The sequence below is a fragment of the Marinomonas epiphytica genome (assembly GCF_054780655.1).
On sequence record NZ_BAAGVX010000026.1, the window covers coordinates 311319 to 333949 of the forward strand.

Annotated in this window: 23 protein-coding genes; 21 read left to right on the top strand and 2 right to left on the bottom strand. The window is 43.9% G+C overall.

The features are described from left to right. Nucleotides 1–9: 9 nt before the first annotated feature. The 9 genes from ACYVGZ_RS06550 to ACYVGZ_RS06590 all read left to right on the top strand — a co-directional run bounded on the left by ACYVGZ_RS06550 (nucleotide 10) and on the right by ACYVGZ_RS06590 (nucleotide 8453). On the top strand, nucleotides 10–792 hold the full coding sequence (locus ACYVGZ_RS06550) for a protein phosphatase CheZ (RefSeq protein ID WP_460752913.1): 783 nt from the start codon (nucleotides 10–12) through the stop codon (nucleotides 790–792). 12 nt (nucleotides 793–804) lie between these two features. Further along, nucleotides 805–3114, top strand: coding sequence for a chemotaxis protein CheA (locus ACYVGZ_RS06555; protein WP_460752916.1), 2310 nt, complete (start codon nucleotides 805–807; stop codon nucleotides 3112–3114). Between the two features lie 29 nt (nucleotides 3115–3143). Continuing rightward, entirely contained in the window at nucleotides 3144–4208 is a 1065-nt protein-coding gene (locus ACYVGZ_RS06560) for a protein-glutamate methylesterase/protein-glutamine glutaminase (RefSeq protein WP_460752918.1), read from the top strand. Beyond that, the gene (locus ACYVGZ_RS06565) at nucleotides 4208–4945 is read left to right on the top strand and encodes a flagellar motor protein (RefSeq protein WP_460752921.1); all 738 of its coding nucleotides are present in this window, start codon (nucleotides 4208–4210) and stop codon (nucleotides 4943–4945) included. Before ACYVGZ_RS06560 ends, ACYVGZ_RS06565 begins: the two co-directional genes overlap by 1 nt. After that, nucleotides 4938–5771: a flagellar motor protein MotB gene (locus tag ACYVGZ_RS06570; RefSeq protein WP_460752924.1), complete on the top strand. Its 834-nt coding sequence runs from the start codon at nucleotides 4938–4940 to the stop codon at nucleotides 5769–5771. The genes ACYVGZ_RS06565 and ACYVGZ_RS06570 overlap by 8 nt, the downstream gene beginning before the upstream one ends. A 91-nt stretch (nucleotides 5772–5862) precedes the next feature. Next, complete coding sequence (locus ACYVGZ_RS06575) at nucleotides 5863–6639, top strand: ParA family protein (protein ID WP_460752927.1); 777 nt, start codon at nucleotides 5863–5865, stop codon at nucleotides 6637–6639. Between the two features lie 6 nt (nucleotides 6640–6645). Next, nucleotides 6646–7506: a chemotaxis protein CheW gene (locus ACYVGZ_RS06580; protein ID WP_460752929.1), complete on the top strand. Its 861-nt coding sequence runs from the start codon at nucleotides 6646–6648 to the stop codon at nucleotides 7504–7506. A 26-nt stretch (nucleotides 7507–7532) separates the two neighbouring features. After that, the gene (locus ACYVGZ_RS06585) at nucleotides 7533–8024 is read left to right on the top strand and encodes a chemotaxis protein CheW (protein WP_460752931.1); all 492 of its coding nucleotides are present in this window, start codon (nucleotides 7533–7535) and stop codon (nucleotides 8022–8024) included. Between the two features lie 24 nt (nucleotides 8025–8048). Next, nucleotides 8049–8453, top strand: a complete 405-nt coding sequence (locus ACYVGZ_RS06590) for a DUF2802 domain-containing protein (protein WP_460752934.1) — start codon at nucleotides 8049–8051, stop codon at nucleotides 8451–8453. Here ACYVGZ_RS06590 and ACYVGZ_RS06595 read toward each other — a convergent pair. Further along, nucleotides 8450–8695: an EscU/YscU/HrcU family type III secretion system export apparatus switch protein gene (locus ACYVGZ_RS06595; protein WP_460752938.1), complete on the bottom strand. Its 246-nt coding sequence runs from the start codon at nucleotides 8693–8695 to the stop codon at nucleotides 8450–8452. The two genes, ACYVGZ_RS06590 and ACYVGZ_RS06595, sit on opposite strands and share 4 nt — an antisense overlap. Next, nucleotides 8695–10068, bottom strand: a complete 1374-nt coding sequence (gene fliK / locus ACYVGZ_RS06600; protein WP_460752940.1) for a flagellar hook-length control protein FliK — start codon at nucleotides 10066–10068, stop codon at nucleotides 8695–8697. Before fliK ends, ACYVGZ_RS06595 begins: the two co-directional genes overlap by 1 nt. 201 nt (nucleotides 10069–10269) lie before the next feature. On the opposite strand from fliK, the gene ccmA reads away from it, so the two are divergent. The 12 genes from ccmA to ACYVGZ_RS06660 all read left to right on the top strand — a co-directional run bounded on the left by ccmA (nucleotide 10270) and on the right by ACYVGZ_RS06660 (nucleotide 22630). Further along, entirely contained in the window at nucleotides 10270–10809 is a 540-nt protein-coding gene (gene ccmA / locus ACYVGZ_RS06605; protein ID WP_460753738.1) for a heme ABC exporter ATP-binding protein CcmA, read from the top strand. Then, nucleotides 10806–11465, top strand: coding sequence for a heme exporter protein CcmB (locus ACYVGZ_RS06610; RefSeq protein ID WP_460752944.1), 660 nt, complete (start codon nucleotides 10806–10808; stop codon nucleotides 11463–11465). Before ccmA ends, ACYVGZ_RS06610 begins: the two co-directional genes overlap by 4 nt. Further along, a complete protein-coding gene (ccmC, locus tag ACYVGZ_RS06615; protein ID WP_460752946.1) occupies nucleotides 11465–12211 on the top strand; it encodes a heme ABC transporter permease CcmC in 747 nt (248 codons plus the stop codon). The genes ACYVGZ_RS06610 and ccmC overlap by 1 nt, the downstream gene beginning before the upstream one ends. Then, complete coding sequence (gene ccmD / locus ACYVGZ_RS06620) at nucleotides 12201–12368, top strand: heme exporter protein CcmD (protein ID WP_460752949.1); 168 nt, start codon at nucleotides 12201–12203, stop codon at nucleotides 12366–12368. The genes ccmC and ccmD overlap by 11 nt, the downstream gene beginning before the upstream one ends. Before the next feature lie 5 nt (nucleotides 12369–12373). After that, nucleotides 12374–12796 carry a cytochrome c maturation protein CcmE gene (gene ccmE / locus ACYVGZ_RS06625; RefSeq protein ID WP_460752951.1) on the top strand — a complete coding sequence of 141 codons (423 nt, stop codon included), beginning with the start codon at nucleotides 12374–12376 and terminating at the stop codon, nucleotides 12794–12796. A 40-nt stretch (nucleotides 12797–12836) separates the two neighbouring features. After that, nucleotides 12837–14786: a heme lyase CcmF/NrfE family subunit gene (locus ACYVGZ_RS06630; protein ID WP_460752954.1), complete on the top strand. Its 1950-nt coding sequence runs from the start codon at nucleotides 12837–12839 to the stop codon at nucleotides 14784–14786. After that, nucleotides 14779–15288, top strand: coding sequence for a DsbE family thiol:disulfide interchange protein (locus ACYVGZ_RS06635; protein ID WP_460752956.1), 510 nt, complete (start codon nucleotides 14779–14781; stop codon nucleotides 15286–15288). The genes ACYVGZ_RS06630 and ACYVGZ_RS06635 overlap by 8 nt, the downstream gene beginning before the upstream one ends. Continuing rightward, nucleotides 15285–15698 (top strand): cytochrome c-type biogenesis protein, encoded by a 414-nt coding sequence (locus tag ACYVGZ_RS06640; RefSeq protein WP_460752959.1) that lies wholly within the window; start codon nucleotides 15285–15287, stop codon nucleotides 15696–15698. The genes ACYVGZ_RS06635 and ACYVGZ_RS06640 overlap by 4 nt, the downstream gene beginning before the upstream one ends. Continuing rightward, nucleotides 15692–16726 (top strand): tetratricopeptide repeat protein, encoded by a 1035-nt coding sequence (locus ACYVGZ_RS06645; protein WP_460752962.1) that lies wholly within the window; start codon nucleotides 15692–15694, stop codon nucleotides 16724–16726. Before ACYVGZ_RS06640 ends, ACYVGZ_RS06645 begins: the two co-directional genes overlap by 7 nt. 64 nt (nucleotides 16727–16790) lie before the next feature. Then, a complete protein-coding gene (gene zipA / locus ACYVGZ_RS06650; RefSeq protein ID WP_460752964.1) occupies nucleotides 16791–17849 on the top strand; it encodes a cell division protein ZipA in 1059 nt (352 codons plus the stop codon). A 186-nt stretch (nucleotides 17850–18035) separates the two neighbouring features. Beyond that, the gene (locus tag ACYVGZ_RS06655) at nucleotides 18036–19973 is read left to right on the top strand and encodes a BRCT domain-containing protein (protein ID WP_460752967.1); all 1938 of its coding nucleotides are present in this window, start codon (nucleotides 18036–18038) and stop codon (nucleotides 19971–19973) included. A gap of 179 nt (nucleotides 19974–20152) precedes the next feature. After that, nucleotides 20153–22630 carry an N-6 DNA methylase gene (locus tag ACYVGZ_RS06660; RefSeq protein ID WP_460752970.1) on the top strand — a complete coding sequence of 826 codons (2478 nt, stop codon included), beginning with the start codon at nucleotides 20153–20155 and terminating at the stop codon, nucleotides 22628–22630. Nucleotide 22631 lies beyond the last annotated feature (1 nt).

Sequence of the window (22631 nt, forward strand, 5' to 3'; positions counted from 1 at the left end):
GTGACTCTAATGACGGATAAGTTAGGCGCTGGACTTGGCGACTTTGAAAATTTAGTAAAGGATGGCGCTTCTGATCTGGTTGGGCGTATAGAAAGTGGTGATTTTTCCGGTGCGATCAAGATCATTCAAGAATTGAGTGAGGCACGCCATAATAGTTTTTATAACGAAGTAGGGCTGTTAACACGTAGTTTGCACGATGCGATCCGTGATTTTACATTTGATGCGGTTGAACTCCAGGCAGCAGACAATGATACCGCATCTAAAATCACCGATGCCTCAGACCGTTTAACTTACGTTATTGAAATGACTAACTCAGCGGCTAATAAAACCATGGATATGGTGGATAGCAGTCTACCCGTTGCCGGTGAGTTGCAGGCTCAGGCAAAAGATTTACGCAAGGATTGGGGCCGACTCATTCAAAGAGATCTAACGCCGCAAGAATTTCGTGAGCTGTATAAAAGAATAGATGCTTTCCTTGCTTACACGGATGACAGTGCGACAACCCTACATACTAATTTAAATACTATTTTACTAGAGCAAGGGTACCAAGATCTTACTGGTCAGGTGATTACTCGAGTAAATACGCTTATTCGTGAAGTGGAAGAAAAGCTAGTGCATCTGGTTGCAGTGGCTGGTCGTGTAGACAGTATTTCCGGCATAGAACATGAAAGAAAAGAAACGGAAGTGGATGACTCTCGCGGACATGGCCCTGCCATTAAAAAAGACAATAACCCAGAAATATTAAATAACCAAGATGAAGTCGACGATTTACTGTCGAGCTTAGGTTTCTAAAAGGGGCTGAGGATGAGTTTCGAGGTCGATGAAGAAATTTTACAAGATTTTCTCGTAGAAGCAGGGGAAATACTTGAGCAGTTATCAGAGCAGTTGGTTGATTTGGAGCAAAACCCAGATGACAACGCTTTACTTAACGCTATTTTTCGTGGCTTCCATACGGTAAAAGGTGGAGCCGGTTTCTTACAGCTAACTGCGCTTGTTGATTGTTGTCATTATGCTGAGAACGTTTTCGATATTCTACGCAACGGTCAGCGTCAAGTAGATGCCGACCTAATGGATATTGTGCTGCGTGCGCTTGATGCCGTTAACGAAATGTTTGAAACGGTGCGTGCTGGTGGCGAACCTGAAAAAGCCGACCCTGAACTTATTTCAGCCCTAAGTGTTTATGCCCAACCCCCTAGTGAAGAGGAACTGGCTGGCGAAAGTGAAAGTGAGGGTGAAAGCACGGAGCTTGAAGAGCCTGAAGAAGCAAGTCTGGATAATGACGAGTCTAGCAATGCGGGTGAAACAGAGGAAGCTAGCATAACGGATGATCACTTTGAGTCGTTATTAGACGCCCTAGGTGACGATGGAACTCCCGCCGAAGCCAAAACTGAACCTTCAGGGGATGACGATATTACCGAAGATGAATTTGATGCCCTATTAAATCAACTTCATGGTAGTGGAGCCCCTGGAATTGATGAGTCGAAAAAAGAAGAGTCTTCGCCTAAGGTAGAGCAAGAATCAGATGACATTACTGAGGATGAGTTTGAAGCACTATTAAACCAATTACATGGTGACCAAGCTCCCGGTGCTTCTAGCGCGAATGAGGCTCAAAGCAGAGAGCCTGCCTCCAGCAAAAAAGAGGAAGTTAAAGCAGAGAAAACTGCTAAGGCTGAGGCGTCCGATACAACAGAGTCTAGTGCCTCTGATTCTGAGCTAATTACCGAAGATGAGTTTGAATCTTTATTAGACAGCTTGCATGGTAAAGGGCAGGCTCCAAAAGTGGACTCTGCTCAGCCAGACAGTGCTAAAGCTGAACCTAAAAAAACTCAAGCCAAGAAGGCTCAACCACAAAAAGCACAACCTAAAGCAGCCGCCAGTCCTAAAGACGCCCCAGAGAAAGCTAAATCAGCGGCTCCTGCTGCGAAGGCAGCGAACTCGCCTGTAGTGCAAGAAACCACGGTACGTGTTGATACTAAGCGTCTTGACGACATCATGAACATGGTTGGTGAGCTAGTACTGGTTCGAAACCGTTTAGTTCGCTTAGGGCTCCAAAGTGACGATGAGTCCATGGGTAAAGCGGTTTCTAACTTAGATGTAGTGACAGGTGACCTTCAAAATGCGGTCATGAAAACCCGCATGCAACCAATCAAAAAAGTATTTGGTCGCTTCCCGCGAGTAGTACGTGATTTGGCTCGCAATATGAAGAAAGAAGTAAAATTGATTCTTCATGGTGAAGAGACCGATCTAGACAAAAACCTAGTTGAGGCATTGGCCGATCCTTTGGTTCACTTGGTGCGAAACTCAGTGGATCATGGGGTAGAGCTTCCAGACATTAGGGAAGCAAATGGTAAGCCTCGTGAAGGGCGCGTTGTACTGTCAGCAGAGCAAGAAGGGGATCATATCTTGCTGTCCATTGAAGACGATGGAGCCGGTATGGATGCTGATGTATTACGTAAAAAAGCGGTTGAAAAAGGGTTGATGGACTCAGATGCTGCAGAACGTTTGTCTGATAACGAAGCCTTTAACCTAATTTTTGCACCTGGCTTTTCAACCAAGGTAGAGATTACCGACGTGTCAGGCCGTGGTGTTGGCATGGACGTGGTAAAGACTAAGATTTCTCAGTTAAATGGAACACTGGATATTAAGTCTGTTCTAGGCCAAGGCTCGAGATTCATTATTAAAGTGCCATTGACCTTGGCCATTATGCCAACATTAATGGTGACCTTAGAAGATCAAGCATTTGCTTTCCCATTGGTGAGTGTAAACGAAATATTCCACTTGAACCTGAAGAAAACCAATATAGTGGATGGCCAGCAGGTGGTTGTTATTCGAGGTAAGACATTACCTATCTTCCATTTAAAACACTGGCTAGTGAAAGGAGCAAGTGGAGATACGCAACCAGAAGAAGCCCATGTAGTAGTTGTACAAGTTGGAATGAATGAAGTCGGATTTGTTGTTGACCAATTGGTTGGCCAAGAAGAAGTCGTTATCAAGCCTCTTGGAAAAATGTTGCAGGGAACTGTTGGTATCTCTGGTGCCACTATTACAGGCGATGGGCGTATTGCCTTAATCCTTGATGTGCCAAGTATGTTGAAAGGTTATGCGTCTAGGTAAGTATTGCCCTAGCGCTGGAGAAAAAGTATATGCCGGTTAAGGTTTTAGTAGTTGATGACTCTGGTTTTTTTCGGCGTCGCTTGGTCGAAATATTTGAGGCTGATCCGCGATTAACCGTAATAGGTACCGCTAATAACGGTAAAGAAGCGGTAGAAAAAGTTCAGTCGTTGTCTCCTGATGTGGTAACAATGGATTACGAAATGCCTGTGTTAGATGGTATTTCAGCTGTTACTCATATTATGAAAAATAAGCCGACACCTGTGTTGATGTTTTCTTCATTAACTCATGAAGGTGCTCAGGTTACACTTGATGCGCTTGAAGCGGGTGCTGTTGACTTTATGCCCAAGAATTTCGAAGATATTTCTCGAGATTCTGAAATCGTTAAGAAAACGTTACGAGATAGAGTTGTTACCGTTGCTCGCACCCGAGTGGGGGGAGCGACTCGACCAGCTGTGAGTCTGGCCCCGAAAGCTGCACCTAAACCAATTGTGACTGAACGTGGGGTTATTATTCCTCGCATGCGTAAAAAAGTCAGTCTGGTTGCGATTGGTACCTCAACGGGTGGGCCCATGGCCTTACAAAATGTTCTAACTAAGTTACCGAAAAACATTTCTGTTCCACTGGTTGTTGTGCAGCATATGCCCGCTGCTTTTACAGGAGCGTTTGCTGACCGTCTGAATAATCTCTGCCAAATTACTGTAAGGGAAGCCAAGGATGGTGACAAACTGCAAGCAGGTGTTGCTCTAATTGCTCCAGGTGGTAAGCAAATGATGGTGGACCCTCGAAACGGCGGATGTGTCCGAATTCTAGATGGTGATGAGCGATTAAACTATAAGCCTTCTGTGGACGTTACCTTTGGTTCTGCTTCTAAGTGTTACCCCGGTAAGGTCTTGTCTGTGGTGATGACAGGTATGGGGGCTGATGGCCGTGAAGGCGCAAGAATGCTAAAAAGCTCAGGATCTAAAGTTTGGATTCAAAGTGAAGAGTCTTGCGTAATTTATGGTATGCCGATGGCAGTAGAAAAAGCGGATTTAGCGGATGAAATTATCACTTTAGATCATATTGGCGAACGCATTGCTCACGAGGTTGGTTAGTGGACTTTATTACCCTCGCTGGCATCGTCATTGCTTTTAGCTCGGTCTTCTTAGCGAACTGGTTAGGCGGGGGCGAGATGGTACTCTTGCTCAATCTGCCTTCTGCAATTATCGTTATTATTGGTAGTTTTGGTGCCACGTTAATCCAAAGCAGTGTGCGTGACGCTTTGCGAGCTTTAGTTTTGGTTAAATGGAGCCTGTTTCCGCCTTCTTATGACTTTCAATTAGCTCGTAATACAATTACTAACCTATCTAATAAAGCCCGCCGCAGCTCCCTCCTTTCTTTAGAAGGGGATATAGACTCATTAGATAGCCCATTTGTCAGTCGTGCGTTAAAAATGGCAATCGACGGTACAGACCCTGATTTACTTTCAGACCGTTTACACGATGACGCCATCAGAATGCGTGATAAACGTATGGTGAGTATCGAATTCTTAGAGTCCATTGGGGGCTATGCGCCAACATTAGGCATCATGGGGTCGGTTTTAGGTTTGATACAAGCCATGGCAAACCTGGATAGTCCCGAAGCACTTGGTCAAGGTATTGCCGTGGCGTTCGTGTCCACTTTGTACGGTCAAGGCTTTGCTAACCTTGTCGTCTTCCCTGTTGCCAAGAAGTTAAAGGGCTATGTGGATACGGAGTTATTGTACCACCAGCTGTTGATCGACGGTGTGCATGGTATCTCCATTGGGAAGCACCCTCAACGACTTGATTTAGAATTGAGTGCGTATGAGTAAGACACCGCGCCGGGTCTCGAAACGTCGTCAGTTGGCTAACCAGAGAGCGACATCTGAGCACCAGGGGCGCGACCGTTGGATTCTATCTTACGCCGATTTTATTACCTTGCTGTTTGCCTTTTTTGTGGCGTTGTACTCTTTGTCTTTACAAAATGCTGGTAGTGAAAAACAACTGACTGAAACATTGCAAGGTGTGTTTGATGCAGTACAAAAGTCAGTAAAGCCCATTAATATAGGTGAGCCCATTATTGGCGAGCCTGTACAAAATGAGCAATTAGAGGCTGCGCCCATTCCTCCTGCTACTCCGTTAGTTGAAGAGGCGCCTGTTGAGGCTGTGACACCCTCTAATGTGTTTGATTTGCTTAATAAAATCGTCGAAAGCCAGTTTGAAGGTTTGCAGCAAACTGGCCAAATAGTCGTCTCAGAGTCGGCAAACTGGGTGAATTTAGAGTTAAAGTCTCAACTTTTGTTCGGCTCCGGTGAATATGAATTGACGAATGAAGCCGTGGCATTACTAATGCAGGTGGCAATCGTATTGCAACAGTATCCTTCAGTGGTGTTGGTTGAAGGCGACACAGACGATCTACCTGTTGAATCTGAGCGTTTGGTATCAAACTGGCATTTATCCAGTTTACGGTCGGCCGCAGTGGTTGAAGAATTAGTCTATAGAGGGTTGGACCCTAAAACAGTCGCTCCTATCGGCTTTTCTAGCGTCAATCCTAAAGTTAGAAACACGAATGAGTTTGCAAGGCAACAAAATCGTCGCGTAGTGCTAAGAGTGAGTAAAGCAAAGTCAGATAATTTGCACGATTACTTGTTCGACTAGCCTCAAACTGTATATGATTGTTGTTAAGAAAGTGAGAGTCGCTTTCACTTAATACTTAATTGAAAGAGCAAATATTATCAGGGGTACATGAGTGCACATTTGGGCAGTAGCAAATCAGAAAGGTGGAGTGGGAAAAACAACAAGTGTTGTCACCCTAGCTGGCTTATTGGCGGATGCCGGACACCGAGTGCTTATGGTAGACCTAGACCCTCATGGCTCTTTGACCAGTTATTTTCGTTTTGATCCCGATTCCATTGAACATAGCTCTTATGACTTGTTTCAGGTGGCAGGAAAAATACCTCCTGAGTTACCCGCCCAGCTCGTATTGGATACGGGGCACCCTAATTTATCCCTGCTTCCTGCATCGACTGCTTTGGCGACCTTGGAAAGACACGCGCAAGCTCAAGGTGGAATGGGGCTGGTTATCTCTAAAACGCTGGCCATTTTATGGGACAGTTATGATTATGTACTGATCGACAGCCCTCCTGTTTTAGGCGTGTTGATGATCAACGCACTAGCAGCCTGCCAGCAATTGGTTATTCCAGTGCAAACTGAGTTCTTAGCAATTAAAGGTTTGGAGCGCATGGTGCGAACCCTAACAATGATTAATCGTGCTCGAAAACGCCCTGTACCTTATATGATAGTGCCAACTTTGTTTGATAAACGTACTCAAGCTTCGACTAAAAGTTTACGCAGTTTGAAAGATGCCTATGACGAGCTCGTGTGGGAGTCGGTTATCCCCGTTGATACCAAGTTACGTGATGCCAGCACGGCAGGAATAGCACCCTCTGCGCTAGACCATAACGCCCGAGGTGTGAAAGCCTATTCGAGCTTGATGACTACCTTGCTAGAACGTACGAACCACTAAATAGCTATGAAAGACACTAAACATAAAGAAGAGCAAGCATTAGGCCCACAGCTTGCGTTGCAGCGTTATCTCGATGACCTACTCAGTGAGGCAACTATTGAGGTAGCAGAGTCCACGGACGAAAGCGATTCTTCAGATGAAGAATCATCAGCAAACGTTGAGTTAGTAGAACCGCAATTAAACAGTGAAGTAAGTTCGGATTTTCAAGAATCTGATGACGTTGAAGCCTCTGAAATAGTGCCTGATGAGACTATGGGGGGCTTTGAAGAAGCGGTGGAAAAGGCTTTGCCGGAATCTACAGTGGTAGCTAATATTGAAGAGCCAGAGCCAGAGCCAGAGCCAGAGCCAGAGCCAGAGCCAGAGCCAGAGCCAAGCCGTTATATTGCTAAAACCGAGCCTTTACCCTGGGCGAAGAGTCGGTTTGAATGCTTACTGTTTTATGTTGGAGGGCTCAAAATGGCCGTTCCGTTAGTTGAGCTAGGCGGAATTCATAAAACTGACCAAGAAAAATTGACCAGCATTTTTGGTCAGCCGGATTGGTTTATGGGTATTTTAAACGTTGGCGACCATAACGTTAGAACCGTGGATACGGCTAAATGGGTAATGCCTGATCATTATGAAGGAGAGCTCAAAGAACATTTTCAATTTGTCATTCAGCTTGATCGTTCAGACTGGGGGATTGCCTGTGAAAAGGTAGCAGAGGCTATTTCCCTTGAGCCCACTCAAGTAAAATGGCGAACAGATAGAACAAAGCGCCCTTGGTTAGCGGGAACCGTTATTGACCATATGTGTGCTATTTTAGATATACAAGGTTTTATTGAATTATTAGACGACCCTAAAAATGGGTTTAAGTCTCTAAAAAAATAATCAAGGCATGATTTCGGAGGCCGAACATGAGTACAAGTGTTGCTTTGAAAGACAGTACGCAAGCAGAAGACCCTATGTTGCAGTGGGTGACTTTTCGTTTAGAGCATGAAATTTACGGTGTCAACGTAATGCAGGTGAAAGAAGTGCTGCGTTATACTGAAATCGCCCCTGTACCAGGTGCACCAAGCTTTGTGCTGGGTATTATTCACTTGCGTGGCACTGTAGTTACCGTTATTGATACCTGTCAGCGTTTTGGGTTGCCTTCCGGAGAAATCACCGACGCGACTCGCATCATGATCTTAGAAGTGGAAGGCCATGTTATTGGTATTCTGGTTGATGCAGTGTCTGAGGTGGTTTATTTAAGACAGTCAGAGATCGAAGTCTCGCCTAGTGTGGGTAACGATGAGTCCTCAAAGTTCATTCAAGGCGTTTGCCACAAGAATGATACCTTGCTGATTTTAGTTGATTTAGACAAACTCCTGTCTGAAGATGAATGGTCGGAAGTTGGCTCTTTATAAGGCCTTAAAGGTAGTTGTGGTTTAATGGAATCTCAGTGGTTATTTAACTTATTATTGTTCATACAGTTCCTAGTGCTAATAGGCGTCAGTGTGTGGGCATTTCGCTTATCTCGACGCTTATCAAAATTGGAGCAAGACCATGCAAGTGCTGACCTGAATCAGAAAAAGCAAGTGCAAGTACTTGCGTCTGGTTCTATTGGTATGGGGCGTAGATTGGTCGCCATTGAGAAGAAGCTAAATATGGCGGTGGAAAGGCAGTCAGAAATTCTGTCCAAAGAGGGCAGTGTATCTTATAACCGAGCAATGGAATTGTTGGAAATGGGCGCGACAGTGGATGATTTAGTGTCCAAATGTGGCTTGATACGTGCCGAAGCTGAACTCATTAGTCTTTTGAAAAAAGAATCCCGCCGCAACTCAGATTTTCATTAATGGCTGTCTTTTAAACGATGGGCGAATGCAATAATCTCAGCCACGGCCAAATACAGGCTTTCTGGGATTTCTTCTCCAAGCTCTAGTGTGCTTAACATAGCCACAAGCTCAGGGCTCTGGTGAAGTGTCACCTCATTTTCTTCTGCAATTTGCATAATCTTTTCCGCCACCAGTCCGCTGCCTTTGGCGGTGACTTTTGGCGCACCTTGGTAATCGTATTTTAACGCGACAGCTTGTTTCATTAGGTCTTTATATCTATTAGTGAATGTTTAGGCTTTAGCTTATCTAGGGTATTTTGCTTAAATTGTGTTTGAAAAGACTCCAACCTTTCTACTTCAATGTCTTTCGACTGTAGGCTCTGCTTTAGCTCAGGGAATTGTTGTTGTAGACGTTGAGCTGTTGCATGGTTTTGGGCGGCAAACACAATACCCACCTTGTTACCTTGAATACTGGTTCTGGCTTCAAAATAACCTGTTTCCTGAAAGTCAAAGTTCAGTTTTACTAACCAACGCCGCTCTTTTTCTGTATCTGATTGATCTTGTTGCTGATCCTGGTCTATTTGGATCTGTACTAACTCACTTGCTGCGCCATTTTGAATGGCCATTTCCATATAAAGAGGAAAATTCGGTGCAGTTTGAGCATCACTAAAATGCCTCAATTGAGTGGTGGTAATACGCTCAATGGCGTTGGCGATTTGCTCAACGGGTAATGGGGACGCTATTTGGTTGCTCACTGCTTTATTAGCACTGTCTGTGTTTAACAAACGGGCCAGATTTAGCTTTAAATCTGCGCTAAGTTGATTGCCTTGCTGAAGAAGTTGAGACTCGGAAAATATACCGCTAGTAAGTAGGGCTTGTTTCATTCCTTGTGAGGACTGGGTGAGAGATTGTAAATCAGGTAAAGAGCGGAGCAACTGTTGTATAGCTTGGCGGCTCTGCGCAGGTAGTTGTTCTGCTTGTTGGCCAAGTTGTTGTAGTTGCTTGATAAGTTGCGTCATTTCCTGCGCCGTGAGTTGTTTCGGCAAGCTCTGTTTTAAAGCCTCTAACTGTAGGCTGTTCGTGGCGGTTTTACTGGGTAAATACTGCAGCTCTTGATTGGCATCCAACACGGCGCGAATCGATTCGCCTTTTGATAAAGGGTGTTGGCTTAAAAGGGGAAAGCTTTGTTTGCCGTCATGAACCTGTACTAGGTGCCCGGTCGTGCCTTTAGGGGCAGGGAGAGAATCCGTTACGGTTAAATTGATGACACGAGAGTGTAGCGGTAAATTATCGAGTTTTAAGGGGGGCTGTGAACCATTTTGAGCAATGGATAAGTTAGCTGTGAGGTTTCCAACCCGCTGTAACTGAGCGTGTTGTTGGCTCGTTGAAGGGAAGTTTGGACCTTGGTTTAGCAAACTAAATTGTCTGCCTTGCTGATCGCTTGCGTGAATTAATTGGGCACTTTTACCGTGTAAGCTAATGCTCTCGCTGCCTTGTAGTTTGATCGGTGTGATTCGTTCGATGAGCTGTATTTCGCTGCTTAACTTCGCTAAGGCTCCAGTACTTTTTATGGACGAGGAAGTCTGGGCTAATGGTGTACCAGTGCCTTTGGGCATTGTTGTTATATTTGTCACCATAATTCACACCATAGGTTCGTTATTTAAGATAGATTCTCATATAATAGATCAACAAGTTAGGTTTCAGCCTTGTATGGGGCATACCATATACATCTGTTAATTGCTTATCGGCCAACGCGAGAAAATCTTTTGTTTCCTAATGCTATTTTACATATACACGATCTAGCCCTTGAGCGCAGTGAGAGAGCAATTTTCGAAGGTGTGTCTTTTTCACTGAAAAGTGGTCAGGCCGCGCATGTAAAAGGAACAAACGGGGCAGGGAAAAGCTCTTTGCTTAAAGCTATTTTAGGCTTAATACCAATGTATTCTGGTAGAGTGGTAATGAGTTGTGATAACCCGCAATACAGTGGGCAGGACTTTCGTAAGCAGTGCCTGTATCTTGGCCATACCAGTGGCGTTAAACGCCACTTGAGTGTGATAGAAAACCTACGTCAGTTTAATCCCCAGAGCTCGGGGCAAGCCCTTGAACTGGCTTTACAAGAGCTGGCTTTAAGCGAACACCGAGACGCTTTTGTACACCAGCTTTCGCAGGGGCAAATGCACAGAGTGGCCCTGTGCCGATTGTTGTTGAGTGAAAAAGCCATTTGGGTGCTAGATGAGCCTTTTACTTCTTTAGATGATATTGGACGCCACTTGATTGAACGCCTGATGTTAAAACATATGGCGTTAAATGGCATGATCTTGTTTACTAGCCACATTGAAACTACCCAGCTTGATGCGCACCAGGTGGTGCTGGCATGACATATAGACAGTTTATACTCAGTGAAGGGTTGTTATTAATGCGCCGCAAGCAGGCCGTGGTAAATGGCTTACTGCTTTTTGTGATGGTGGTCTGTTTGTTTCCTTTAGGTGTCAGCCCAGAGGTAGACTTTTTACGCTTAGCAGCCCCAGGTATTATTTGGTGTGCGGTGTTGGTGGCTGTGTTATTGGTTACACAAGGTATGTTTGTTGAAGATTGGCAGGATGGCTCTATAGCCCAGTGGTTGTTATCGGATTTATCAATCTTTGCTTTGGTGTCTATTAAAACGGGGTTGAATTGGCTCGCCGTAATAGCGCCTATTTGTGTGTTTTCGCCTGGTTTAGCCTTGTTGCTTCACTTTCCTAGTGAGGCTATTTGGTTACTTGTCGCGACTCTCTTATTGGGAACACCGTGTTTGTTTTATATGGCGTCTATTGGGGCTGCGTTAACAGTGACGCTCAAACAAGGGGTTGTGTTGCACTTGCTGGTGATTTTGCCTTTTTTTCTGCCTGTATTGATATTTGCAAGCTCTGCTCTACAGGAGCATGACAGTGGATTGTATGTGGGTCAGTTGTTGTTGCTTGCAGCCTTATCTTTATTTAGTGGGGTGTTCGCTCCCTGGTTAACGGCCACCTTATTGAAGGGGAGTGTAAACTAATGTCTTGGTCATGGTTGCATCGGCTTGGTTCGCCGAAATATTTCTATTATGCCTTTCAGCCAGCTGCTAAATGGTTATTTTGGTTTGGCTTAACCCTGTTTATGGTTGCGTTGATCTGGGGGTTAGCCTTTGCTCCAGAAGATTATCAGCAAGGCAACAGCTTTCGAATTATGTATGTGCATGTGCCGAGCGCAATGTTCGCGCAAGGCATTTATTTTAGCTTAGGCTTGGCGGCTTTGGTTGCTTTTGTGTGGCGTATTAAAATGTCGCCCATTTATATACAGGCCGTAGCGCCTCTAGGTGCCTTGATGACCGCATGCGCATTAGTCACTGGCGCCATTTGGGGAAAACCCACATGGGGGACATGGTGGGTATGGGATGCGCGGCTTACCTCTATGTTGGTGCTGTTTTTGCTTTATGTAGGGCTAATGGCGATCCATAATACGTTGGAAGATAGAGCCCTAGCTGATAGAGCTGCAGGTGCAATTGCCTTATTGGGAATGGTAAATCTTCCAATCATTAAATATTCAGTGGAATGGTGGAATACGTTACATCAGCCGGCCTCATTTAGCTTAACCAGTAAGCCTACGATGCCCATAGATATGTGGTTGCCCTTATTAATTTCGGCTTTAGGGCTGATGTTATTGTTAGCTGGGTTGGCAATCTGGCGCATGCAAACGCATATTTTAATGAGAGAAAAACGCTCACATTGGGTTCAAAAAGAAGGTTTACAACATGGCATTTGAAAGCTGGCAAGCATTTTGGCAAATGGGCAAGCATGGTCTGTACGTCTGGTCTGCCTATGGTTTTGTGTTTGTTGGTTTAGGGGGGCTATGCCTTCAAACCTTCAGGCAAAAACGTGCCATTATATCCGACATAAAAAAAGCCAGTAAGAGTCAGTAAGATTTATGCACCCAATACGAAGAAAACGCTTATATATTATCTGTGCCTTGTTGGTGGTGTTTGCAGCGATTGTTGGCCTAGTCTTAGTGGCCTTACAACAAAACGTTAATCTGTTTTATTCACCGACACAAATTCAGCAAGGTGAGGCGCCTTTGGAGCGCAGGATTAGAGCAGGAGGGGTGGTTGTAAAAGGCAGTGTAAAACGCTCAATGCAGGATTTAGCGGTCAGTTTTTCTATCACGGATTACCAGCATACCTTGAAGGTTCAATATCAAGGGATCCTGCCCGACTTATTTAGAGAAGGGCAAGGGGTTGTTGTGCAGGGTAAACTGGATGGACAAGGAGAGTTAGTGGCTGAACAGGTATTGGCTAAGCACGATGAAAACTACATGCCTCCCGAAGTAGAAAAAACATTACAAGAGCAATAGTAACTTGCTCGTTTTATATAGAATGGACGTTTAACATATTATGTTTCCTGAAATTGGGCATTTTTCGCTAATTCTTGCCTTTGTTTTTGCTTGTCTTTGGGCGCTGGTACCTTTTTTAGGTTGGGCCTTAAAAGATCGTGTTTGTCTTTCGCTTGCGAAACCACTCACCCTGCTTACCAGTACTTTAATTGCGATTAGTTTTTTTATTCTTATCGCCTTATTTTGGCTCGATGACTTTTCGGTATGGTATGTGAGCACGCATTCTAATTCGGCATTGCCTTTTTACTATAAGGTGAGTGCTGTTTGGGGAGGGCATGAAGGCTCATTACTTTTATGGGTAGTTATCTTATCTGGCTGGGCATGTGCTGTTGCTTTACGTCGTACTCATTTGCCAGAAGAAACCGTCATGCTAGTACTGACCATAATGGGCATACTGGTTGTGGGTTTTCTTGCTTTATTGCTTTTCACTTCTTCTCCTTTTGCTCGTATCTTGCCAGATATTCCTATCGAAGGGGCGGACCTGAACCCTCTCTTACAGGACATCGGCCTCATTTTACACCCCCCTATGTTGTATATGGGTTATGTTGGTTTTTCCGTTGTGTTTGCTTTTGCAATTACAGCCTTATTGCAAGGTAAATTAGATAAACAATGGGCGAGCTGGGCGCGCCCTTGGACGGCCTGTGCGTGGGCCTTTCTTACTCTAGGTATTGTATTAGGCAGCTGGTGGGCATATTACGAGCTAGGCTGGGGCGGATGGTGGTTTTGGGACCCTGTTGAGAACGCCTCTTTTATGCCTTGGTTAGCTGGAACTGCCTTGTTGCACTCTCTGGCTGTTATGGAAAAACGAGATGCGTTCAAAAGCTGGACCTTATTGTTAGCGATTTTTACCTTCAGTTTGTCCTTGTTGGGGGCTTTTCTAGTTCGCTCGGGCATACTCACTTCTGTGCATTCCTTTGCTGCTGATCCTACTCGTGGTGTCTTTATTCTAGCGTTACTCATCCTATACGTTGGTGGCGCTTTGCTTCTTTATGCTGTGCGGATTGGCCAGGTGAAAAGTAACCAAAGCTTTGTGTTTAGTGGGCGAGAAGCCTGGTTGTTACTGAATAATATCTTCTTAACAGTTCTAACATTAACCGTGTTATTAGGCACTTTATATCCTCTTGTGTTTGATGTGTTTAACTTGGGAATGATTTCAGTAGGAGCGCCTTATTTTAATGCCGTGTTCACGCCGATTGCTTTATTGTTAATGGTCTTTATGGCGGTGGCACCGTTAACCCGATGGCGCTCTACAGCCTTTAATACTCTAACCAAACCCTTAATCAGTGTGGCCTTGTTCAGTGGGCTTGGGGCTTTGTTGTTAACCATTATTGCTGGTCTACCTTTCCACGCCATTGTGAGCCTTTGGGTGAGCTTTTGGGTTATTGGCCTGTCTGGTTACGACAACCTTAACAAGGCCATTAAAAAGTCCACGGGCGGTGGTTTCTCTTTGTTGCGACGATCAAGGCGTTTTTATGCCATGCATCTTGCGCATTTAGGTATGGCGGTAAGCTTAATTGGTATTCTTATGGTCAGCCTTAATAGTGACGAATCCATTGAGAAAATTGCGATTGGTGAACAAGTAACAGTGGGCAAATATGAATTTCAATTTGATGGCTTAGCCCAAATAGAGGGACCGAACTACCAGTCGGAGCGTGGGCAGTTTACCGTTTCAAAGCATGGTCAGCAGGTTGCAGTTATGCACCCAGAGAAACGTTATTTTCCTGCTAGAGGGCAAACCATGACGGAAGCCGCTCTTGACCCTGGATTTGTTCGAGATTTGTATATTTCGTTAGGGGAGCCCTTAGCTGATGGCTCGTGGAGCGTTCGTATTTATATAAAATCGTTTGTTCGTTGGATATGGCTAGGAGGCTTGATGATGATGTTGGCAGGTGTGCTTGCTATCAGCAACAAGCGACTGCTCAAAAAGCAAAGAGAGGCTTATTTTGGCTAAATTCATGCGTTTTGTCCCCATTAGTGTGTTTATACTGGTCGCCTTGGTACTAGGGGCTCAACTCATACAAGGGCCGTCTACCATGACCTCTGCATTAATCGGTAAGCCTGTCCCCTCATTTTCTCTTTTAACCCTTCATGAGCAGACTACTTACACTAAAAGTGAACTGCCGAAAGGGGCGTACTTGATTAATTTTTGGGGCACCTGGTGTCCTGCTTGCCATATTGAACACCCTTTTTTAATGGAACTTGCTGAGCAGGGGGTGGCGATTATTGGTATTGATTATAAGGATCAACCAAAAGCCGCCCAGCAATGGCTAGAGCAAAAAGGCAATCCTTATCAAGTCACGCTAATGGATGAGCTAGGACATTTTGGTTTAGATATGGGGGTAACAGGCGCACCCGAAACCTTTGTCGTAGACGCAAACGGCATCATAGTGTATCGCCATCAAGGAGAGCTCAATTTAGCAAACTGGCAGACAATTAAAGGCTATTTGCTATGAGGTTAACCCTATTCTTTGTTATTACCTTTAGTTTGCTGAGCCAGTTTAGTTGGGCTCAGCAACCGTATTCGTTTCGTTCAGAGTTAAACGAAAAACGTTATTTTAGCCTGATTGAAGAACTTCGTTGCCCTAAATGCCAGAACCAAAATTTAGCCGACTCAGAGTCACAAATAGCCGCGGATTTACGAGAGCAAGTTTTTTTGCTGTTAAAAGAAGGAAAAACAGACCAAGAAATTATGGATTATATGGTGGCGCGATATGGGGAGTTCGTTTTGTATCGCCCTGTATATAAACCAGGCACTTGGTTGCTTTGGTATGGTCCATTTAGTTTATTAATAGGCGGTTTATTGGTGTTTTATTGTGTGATTCGCCGTAATCGAGTGGTGCAACAGGAGGAAAGCGAATGTTAGTGGCTTATTTCGTCATGCTTACCTTACTCATCATAAGCTTAGGGTATCTATATGTTTGCCACAAAAAGCGCTTGGCTTGTGAGGCTGAATTACCTCACCAAGCACGGTTGACCCCGCGTACTCTTGGATTGTGGATACTTTCAGTGAGTACTCTTGGTAGTGTGTTGTTGTATCAAGAGCTTGGCTTTAGTAAAGACGTAGTCTTTAGACAGCAACTAGTGAGTCAAACCTCCACGCCAGAAAGTGTTACTCGCTATTTGCAATACCGCAGCCAACGTTATGACAGTGCGCAAGACTGGTTTTATGAAGCCACTAATCACATGAGTTATGGCAAGTATGGTCAGGCTATTCAGGCTTACCAGAAGGCCTTGGAAAAGCTGCCTCAGGAAACCACGGAGCGAGCTAGGGTTCTGACCGAATACGCCCAAGCGCTATTTTATCAACAAGGCAACCAGAGCTCCCCAGCATTATTAAGCTTAGTTAATGAGGCTCTTGCTATTGACCCTTCCCAAGCTACTGCTTGGAGCTTAAAGGGCGTTAGTGAGTTTGATGAACAGAACTACTTAGGCGCGGTGCTCGCTTGGCAAGAAGCCATACGCTATAACGCAAACTCTGCACAACGGATGGCCTTATTAACCGGTATAGATAAAGCCCGAATTGCCGGCGATATAGATCAAAATTTGGTGCCCAAACTCATTACAGAACAGATATTGGTTCAAATTTTGTGGGACGAGCAAGCCCAGTGGCAATCTGATGATGTGCTTTTAGTGTATGTTTTGGGGCAAAATTCGACCATGCCCCTTGCCATTCAGCGTGTACTACCCAGTGAATTGGCGATGCCAGTAATGCTGACAAACTTGGACAATCTTATGTCTAATCAGTCATTATCCAGTGCAGGGCCTCTAGAGCTGGTGGTAAGACGAGCGAAATTATCGGATCAAGACCTGACTCAGGGCCAAATTATTGCTCGAAAAAGCCCTGTTCATGTAAATAGTAGGAAGATTTTTGCAATCAAGGTCCGCTTATAATTGAAACATTGGCGGCTTCGTTTGATAATAAGATCAACTTCATTGATGTAACTCGGAAAATGTAATGGATTTTAGTTTACGTGAGTGGCTGATCTTAATTGGGGTCGTCATAATTCTAGGGATTCTAATTGACGGATTTCGCCGTTATAAAAAGACCCAAGCGCTTGCTCAGTCAGACGAGGATGATTTTGTTGATCCTGATGACTTGATCAAAGAAGCGATGATTCGCCGTGAGCTACCAAACGGTGGCGCTCGCCCCATTCCTAAAGAGCGTCAACCAGCGGCAAGCCCCGCTGCTAACGCCTTCGAAAATGCTCGTAAAACAGCAAAAGCCCCCTTGGCGGATCTGCCGCATAAAGTAGATTCAGGGCCAGAGCTTGACCGTGGGGAAGAAATGCACCTTGATGAACTGGCTTCCCTAGTACCAGAGCGAGATTTTTCTGATTCAGATGTTTCCAATCAAGATTATTCCGACGGTGATTATGACCAAGCGGAAGAGTACGATTATATTGAGGAACAACCAGCATCTGCAGAGCCTTATGAGCCTGTGCCTGCCGAGCCTGCCGAGCCTGCCGAGCCTGCAGAATTTGATTATGAACGCGATTACTCTACAGTCGATGTTGACCAAGTGACGCCCCAAGGCATTCAGCTAGAAGAAGAGGAAGAGCCTCAAGTAGCTGACGAAGCCGAGATCGAAGAAGTGATCGTTATCAATATTTTTGCCCCTGATAACCAAGCCTTCTCTGGCATGGAGCTGCTACAGCTTGTCCTAAATTGTGGCATGCGCTACGGAGAAATGGATATTTTCCACCGTCATGAAGATGGCTTTGACCGCGGTAGAGTTCAGTTTAGTATGGCGAATGCCATTGAACCTGGTACTTTCGATTTAGACACTATGGGCGAAACAGAATGCCCTGGAGTGAGCTTTTTCATGGGATTGCCAGGGCCTAAAAACAGCATGAAGGCGTTTGACTTTATGTTAGAAACCGCGCAAACCATAGTCCGTAATTTGGGTGGCGAGCTACGCGATGAACGTCGCAGCCCAATGAGTGATCAAACCATAGCCCATTGTAGACAGCGCATTCGTGACTTCGAAAGGCGGCGCCTGACTCGTCGCAAATAGCGCATTTTTTATACTATTGAGGCCCTAAGGGGCCTCGTTTGTTTCTAGCTTTAACAGAGAAATTGCATTTTATATGACCCAAGGTTCTGAAATCTCACTTGCCGACATTCAGGCACTTGTTGCCAAACTTAACGACTACAGTTATGCCTACCATACAAATACAATGGCTCATTAAGGATATATTTAATGTTAAAAGTTACTTTCAATAATGAGCAGATAAAAACGTTAAAACAGTTAGATGAAAAGATTGACCCAAATGAGTTGATTAGCCTTTTCAATAAATCAGACCTAAACGCAGATGAATTAGTTCACTTATTAACTGCATCCAACGCCCTTTACCGATCTGGTGTGCAGGCAATAACGGATGAGCAATATGATTTATATATTTCTATGTTAAGAAACATAAATCATCTTCACCCATATCTTAACCAAGTTGAACCTGAATTTCTGGCAGAAGCCAAAACGGTAGAGCTACCACAGAGAATGCTTTCTACAGAGAAGGCCTATTCAAAAGAAGATATCGAGAAGTGGCTAAAAAGAATATTAAAGGCAGCTCAAGAAATTAATGTTCCTGAAGAAGACATAGAATTAAGAATAACACCGAAATTAGACGGCTATGCAGCCTTTGATGACGGAACAACCCTATATACCAGAGGAGATGGTTACAGAGGCCAAGATATTACTAGGGCCTTTGAAAGAGGGTTAAAAGTGGCAAAAAACGGTGATAGAGGTTTAGGTCCTGGTGAAATTGTTATCAAGAAAAGCTACTTTAATAAAGAACTAAGTGAGATATTCGAGAACTCCAGAAACATTCAAGCCGCGATCATTGCAGAGAAAAAAGTAGATAAGAGTGTTCAAAAAGCCATTGATGATGGCGCATGTGTATTTTACCCCTTTGCTCTTATTGAGAACAAAACAGCCCACTTTTCGGAAGTCATAGCGAACTTTGAGTCGATCGTTGAAGAAATGTGGCACGCAGTCGATTTTGATATCGACGGAGTGATACTGGAAACCACTCACTCGACATTGAAAGAACATATGGGAGCCACAAGGAAGAACCATCGTTGGCAAATTGCTTTTAAAGTAAATGAAGATTCAGCTGACGTTGAAGTAAAAAATATCCTTCCCCAAACATCAAGAACAGGGCGTATTTCTCCTGTTGCAGAGCTGGTCCCTACAAAGCTTAGTGGAGCCACCATAAGTCGAGTCACAGTACACCATTACAATATGGTTAAAACGAAGAAAATCGGCCCAGGTGCAATCGTTCAGCTTGTTAGAAGTGGTCTTGTGATTCCAAAGATTGAAGGCGTGATTAAAGAAGCCGAGCCGCAATTGCCTGAGTCATGTCCTAGTTGTGGTTCTCACTTGCTATGGGAGTCTGATCATCTGATTTGCCCAAATAAGAGTGACTGCCCAGCGCAAACGGAAAACACCCTTATTCACTTTTTTAAAACGTTAGGGAATAACGATGGCTTTGGGCCAAAAGTGATCGAAAAATTAAGTCGCTTTGGTAAAAAGCATATTCACGAAATATACGACATAAAAGCTCACCAATTTGCTAGCTATGGTTTTGGGGATAAAACATCGCAAAACTTATTTGACCAGCTTAAAGCGAGCCGAGAAATTGAAATAGAAGATTGGCGTTTCTTATCTGCTTTTGGTGTCAGTCGCCTAGGTGGTGGCAATTGCGAAAAACTGCTTCAGCACCACTCGATTGTAGACTTGTTTGAGTTAACAGCAGAGGAAATGGTTAAGATTGACGGCTTTGCTCAAATTAGCGCAGAAGCCATAGTTGAAGGGCTGGCAAACGTGAAAGAAGAGTTTTTCAAAGTCTATGAACTTGGTTTTAATTTGGCTGTTACATCTAAAGTATCTGAGCGTGAAGGTGCGGATTCACCTATTGCCGGTGCAGTAGTTGTATTTACAGGCTCGATGCAGCAAGGCTCAAGAGGAGACATGGAAAAACAGGCTAAGACTCTAGGGGCTAAAGTCGCTAAATCCGTAACAGGTAAAACAACTTACTTAGTAACAGGTGATAAAGTGGGGGAAACAAAAATTAATGCTGCTAAGGATAAAGGCGTAACTGTGCTTACAGAGCAAGAGTATCTTGATTTAATAAATTAACGCTAAACCAAGTGGGGGGAGTGTTAATAACGATTGAACCAACGCAATAAAATCCACTTAATGTTGTCTTTGGTTTAGCCATAGCACCGATATACGAAATAACCTGTAAACAATTTAATAATTGAACGCAGATGTAGATTTAACGAAGTGGCATATTCGCTTTAATAGTAGGGAACACAATGGATCACAGCGCACATAACAAACTTATCTCCTTTATCTGGTCAATTGCTGACGATTGCCTACGTGATGTATATGTTCGTGGTAAATACCGCGACGTAATTCTACCTATGGTGGTGTTACGCCGTTTAGATACCTTGCTAGAACCAACCAAAGATGAAGTGCTAGCCGAGGTTAAGTTTCAAATTGAAGAAATGGAAGCCACAGAGCTTGATGATGCGCCATTAACGGCAGAGACTGGCTATGTGTTTTACAACACTTCAAAGTGGACGTTAAAAAGCCTATTCAACACGGCTACTAATAACCAGCAAATCTTGTTGGCTAACTTCGAAGAATACCTAAACGGCTTCAGTGCTAATGTAAAAGAGATTGTCGAGTGCTTTAACCTAAAAGCGCAAGTTCGCCACATGGCGGGTAAAGATGTATTGCTTGATGTACTTGAAAAGTTTGTATCGCCATACATCAACTTAACCCCGCACGACAAAGAAGACCCTGATGGTAACAAGCTACCAGCCCTAAGTAACTTAGGCATGGGTTACGTGTTTGAAGAATTAATTCGCAAATTTAATGAAGACAACAACGAAGAAGCGGGAGAACACTTTACCCCACGTGAAGTTATCGAGTTAATGACTCACCTTGTATTTGACCCAATTAAATCAGACCTACCGCTAACATTAACCTGTTACGACCCGGCTTGTGGTAGTGGCGGTATGCTTACCGAAACGCAAAACTTTATTAATGAAAAATATCCAGTAGAAAATACCACCCGCGATATTAATTTATACGGTAAAGAGATCAACGACGAAACTTACGCCATCTGTAAATCAGACATGATGATCAAAGGTAACGATCCTAAAAACATTAAAGTAGGTTCAACGCTTTCTACTGATGAGTTTGCCGGACAACGCTTTGATTTTTGTTTATCAAATCCGCCATACGGCAAAAGCTGGGCAAGTGAACAAAAACACATTAAAGAAGGCGCAGAAGTTATCGATTCCCGCTTTCAGGTTGTACTGAAAGATTACTGGGGTAATTTACCTAAAGACGGCTTTGTTGACGCTACTCCACGTTCATCTGACGGCCAATTGCTGTTTTTAATGGAAATGGTCAGCAAAATGAAATCGACTGATATAAGTCCATTGGGCTCTCGTATCGCATCAGTTCATAACGGCTCAAGTTTATTTACTGGTGATGCAGGCTCTGGCGAGAGCAATATTCGCCGCTACATTATCGAAAACGATATGCTAGATGCCATAGTGCAATTACCTAATAACTTGTTCTACAACACAGGTATCACTACCTATATTTGGCTACTTAACAACAATAAACCGCAAGAGCGCAAAGGTAAGGTACAGCTTATTGATGCCAGCTTGTTATTTAGAAAGCTACGTAAAAACTTAGGTAATAAAAACTGTGAGTTTTCACCAGAGCATATTACTGAAATTACCCAAACCTACCTTGATGCAGCAAGTGTTGAACGCCAGGTAACCGTTACTTCACAAGGGTATAATGACCCAACAGGTATTGCCGCCAAAGTATTTAATAATGATGATTTTGGTTATTACAAAGTAAACATTGAACGTCCAGACAGACGTAGTGCCCAATTTAAAGACGAGCTTATTGCCCCACTGCGTTTTGATAAAACCCTTCGTGAGCCAATGGAGCATCTGTTTGCAGAATATGGCGACAAGGTTTATCAAGCAGACTTTTTTACCGCTAACGATAAAGTGATGGAAAAAGAAATTGTTGGGTGGTGTGAAGACAACGACATTAACTTAAACGCTAAAGCAAAAGCTAAGCTGTTATCAACCGATACATGGCAACAAGGTAAGCTGCTAGTAGCCCTTGCCAATAAGCTCGCTGAAACCATCACCACAGAATACAACGATTTCAACCTGTTTAAAGCCGATGTGGAAGCTTGTTTTAAAGACGTTTCAGCTGATGTGTTAGCCGACATTAAAGCAAATAAACGCAAAGCGTTTTACACCACAGTCGTTAATGCCATGAGTTGGTATGACGAAAATGCCGAAAAAGTCGTTAAGAAAGTCGTTAAGTTTAAACAAGAAAAACTCGACGAGCTGTTACATCACTTAGGCTGTGAAGAAACTGATTTAGCCGATTTTGGTTATTACGCTACAGGTACAAAAAACGAGTTCACGACATACGAAGCCAATTCAGATTTGCGTGATGCCGAATCAGTACCACTGACTTACCTTGAAGACAAAAACACGACTAACGAGAACAGTGAAATTCATCAATATTACCTTGATGAAGTTAAACCACATGTAAGCGAAGCTTGGATCAATTTAGACAGCACTAAAATTGGTTATGAGATCAGCTTTAACAAATACTTCTATCAACACAAACCATTACGCTCAATGGAAGAAGTTGCCACTGAGATTATCGACCTAGAGCAGAAAGCTGAGGGCTTAATTGCTGACATCTTAGGTGTAGGTTTAGCCGAAGTACAAGGAGAGTAAG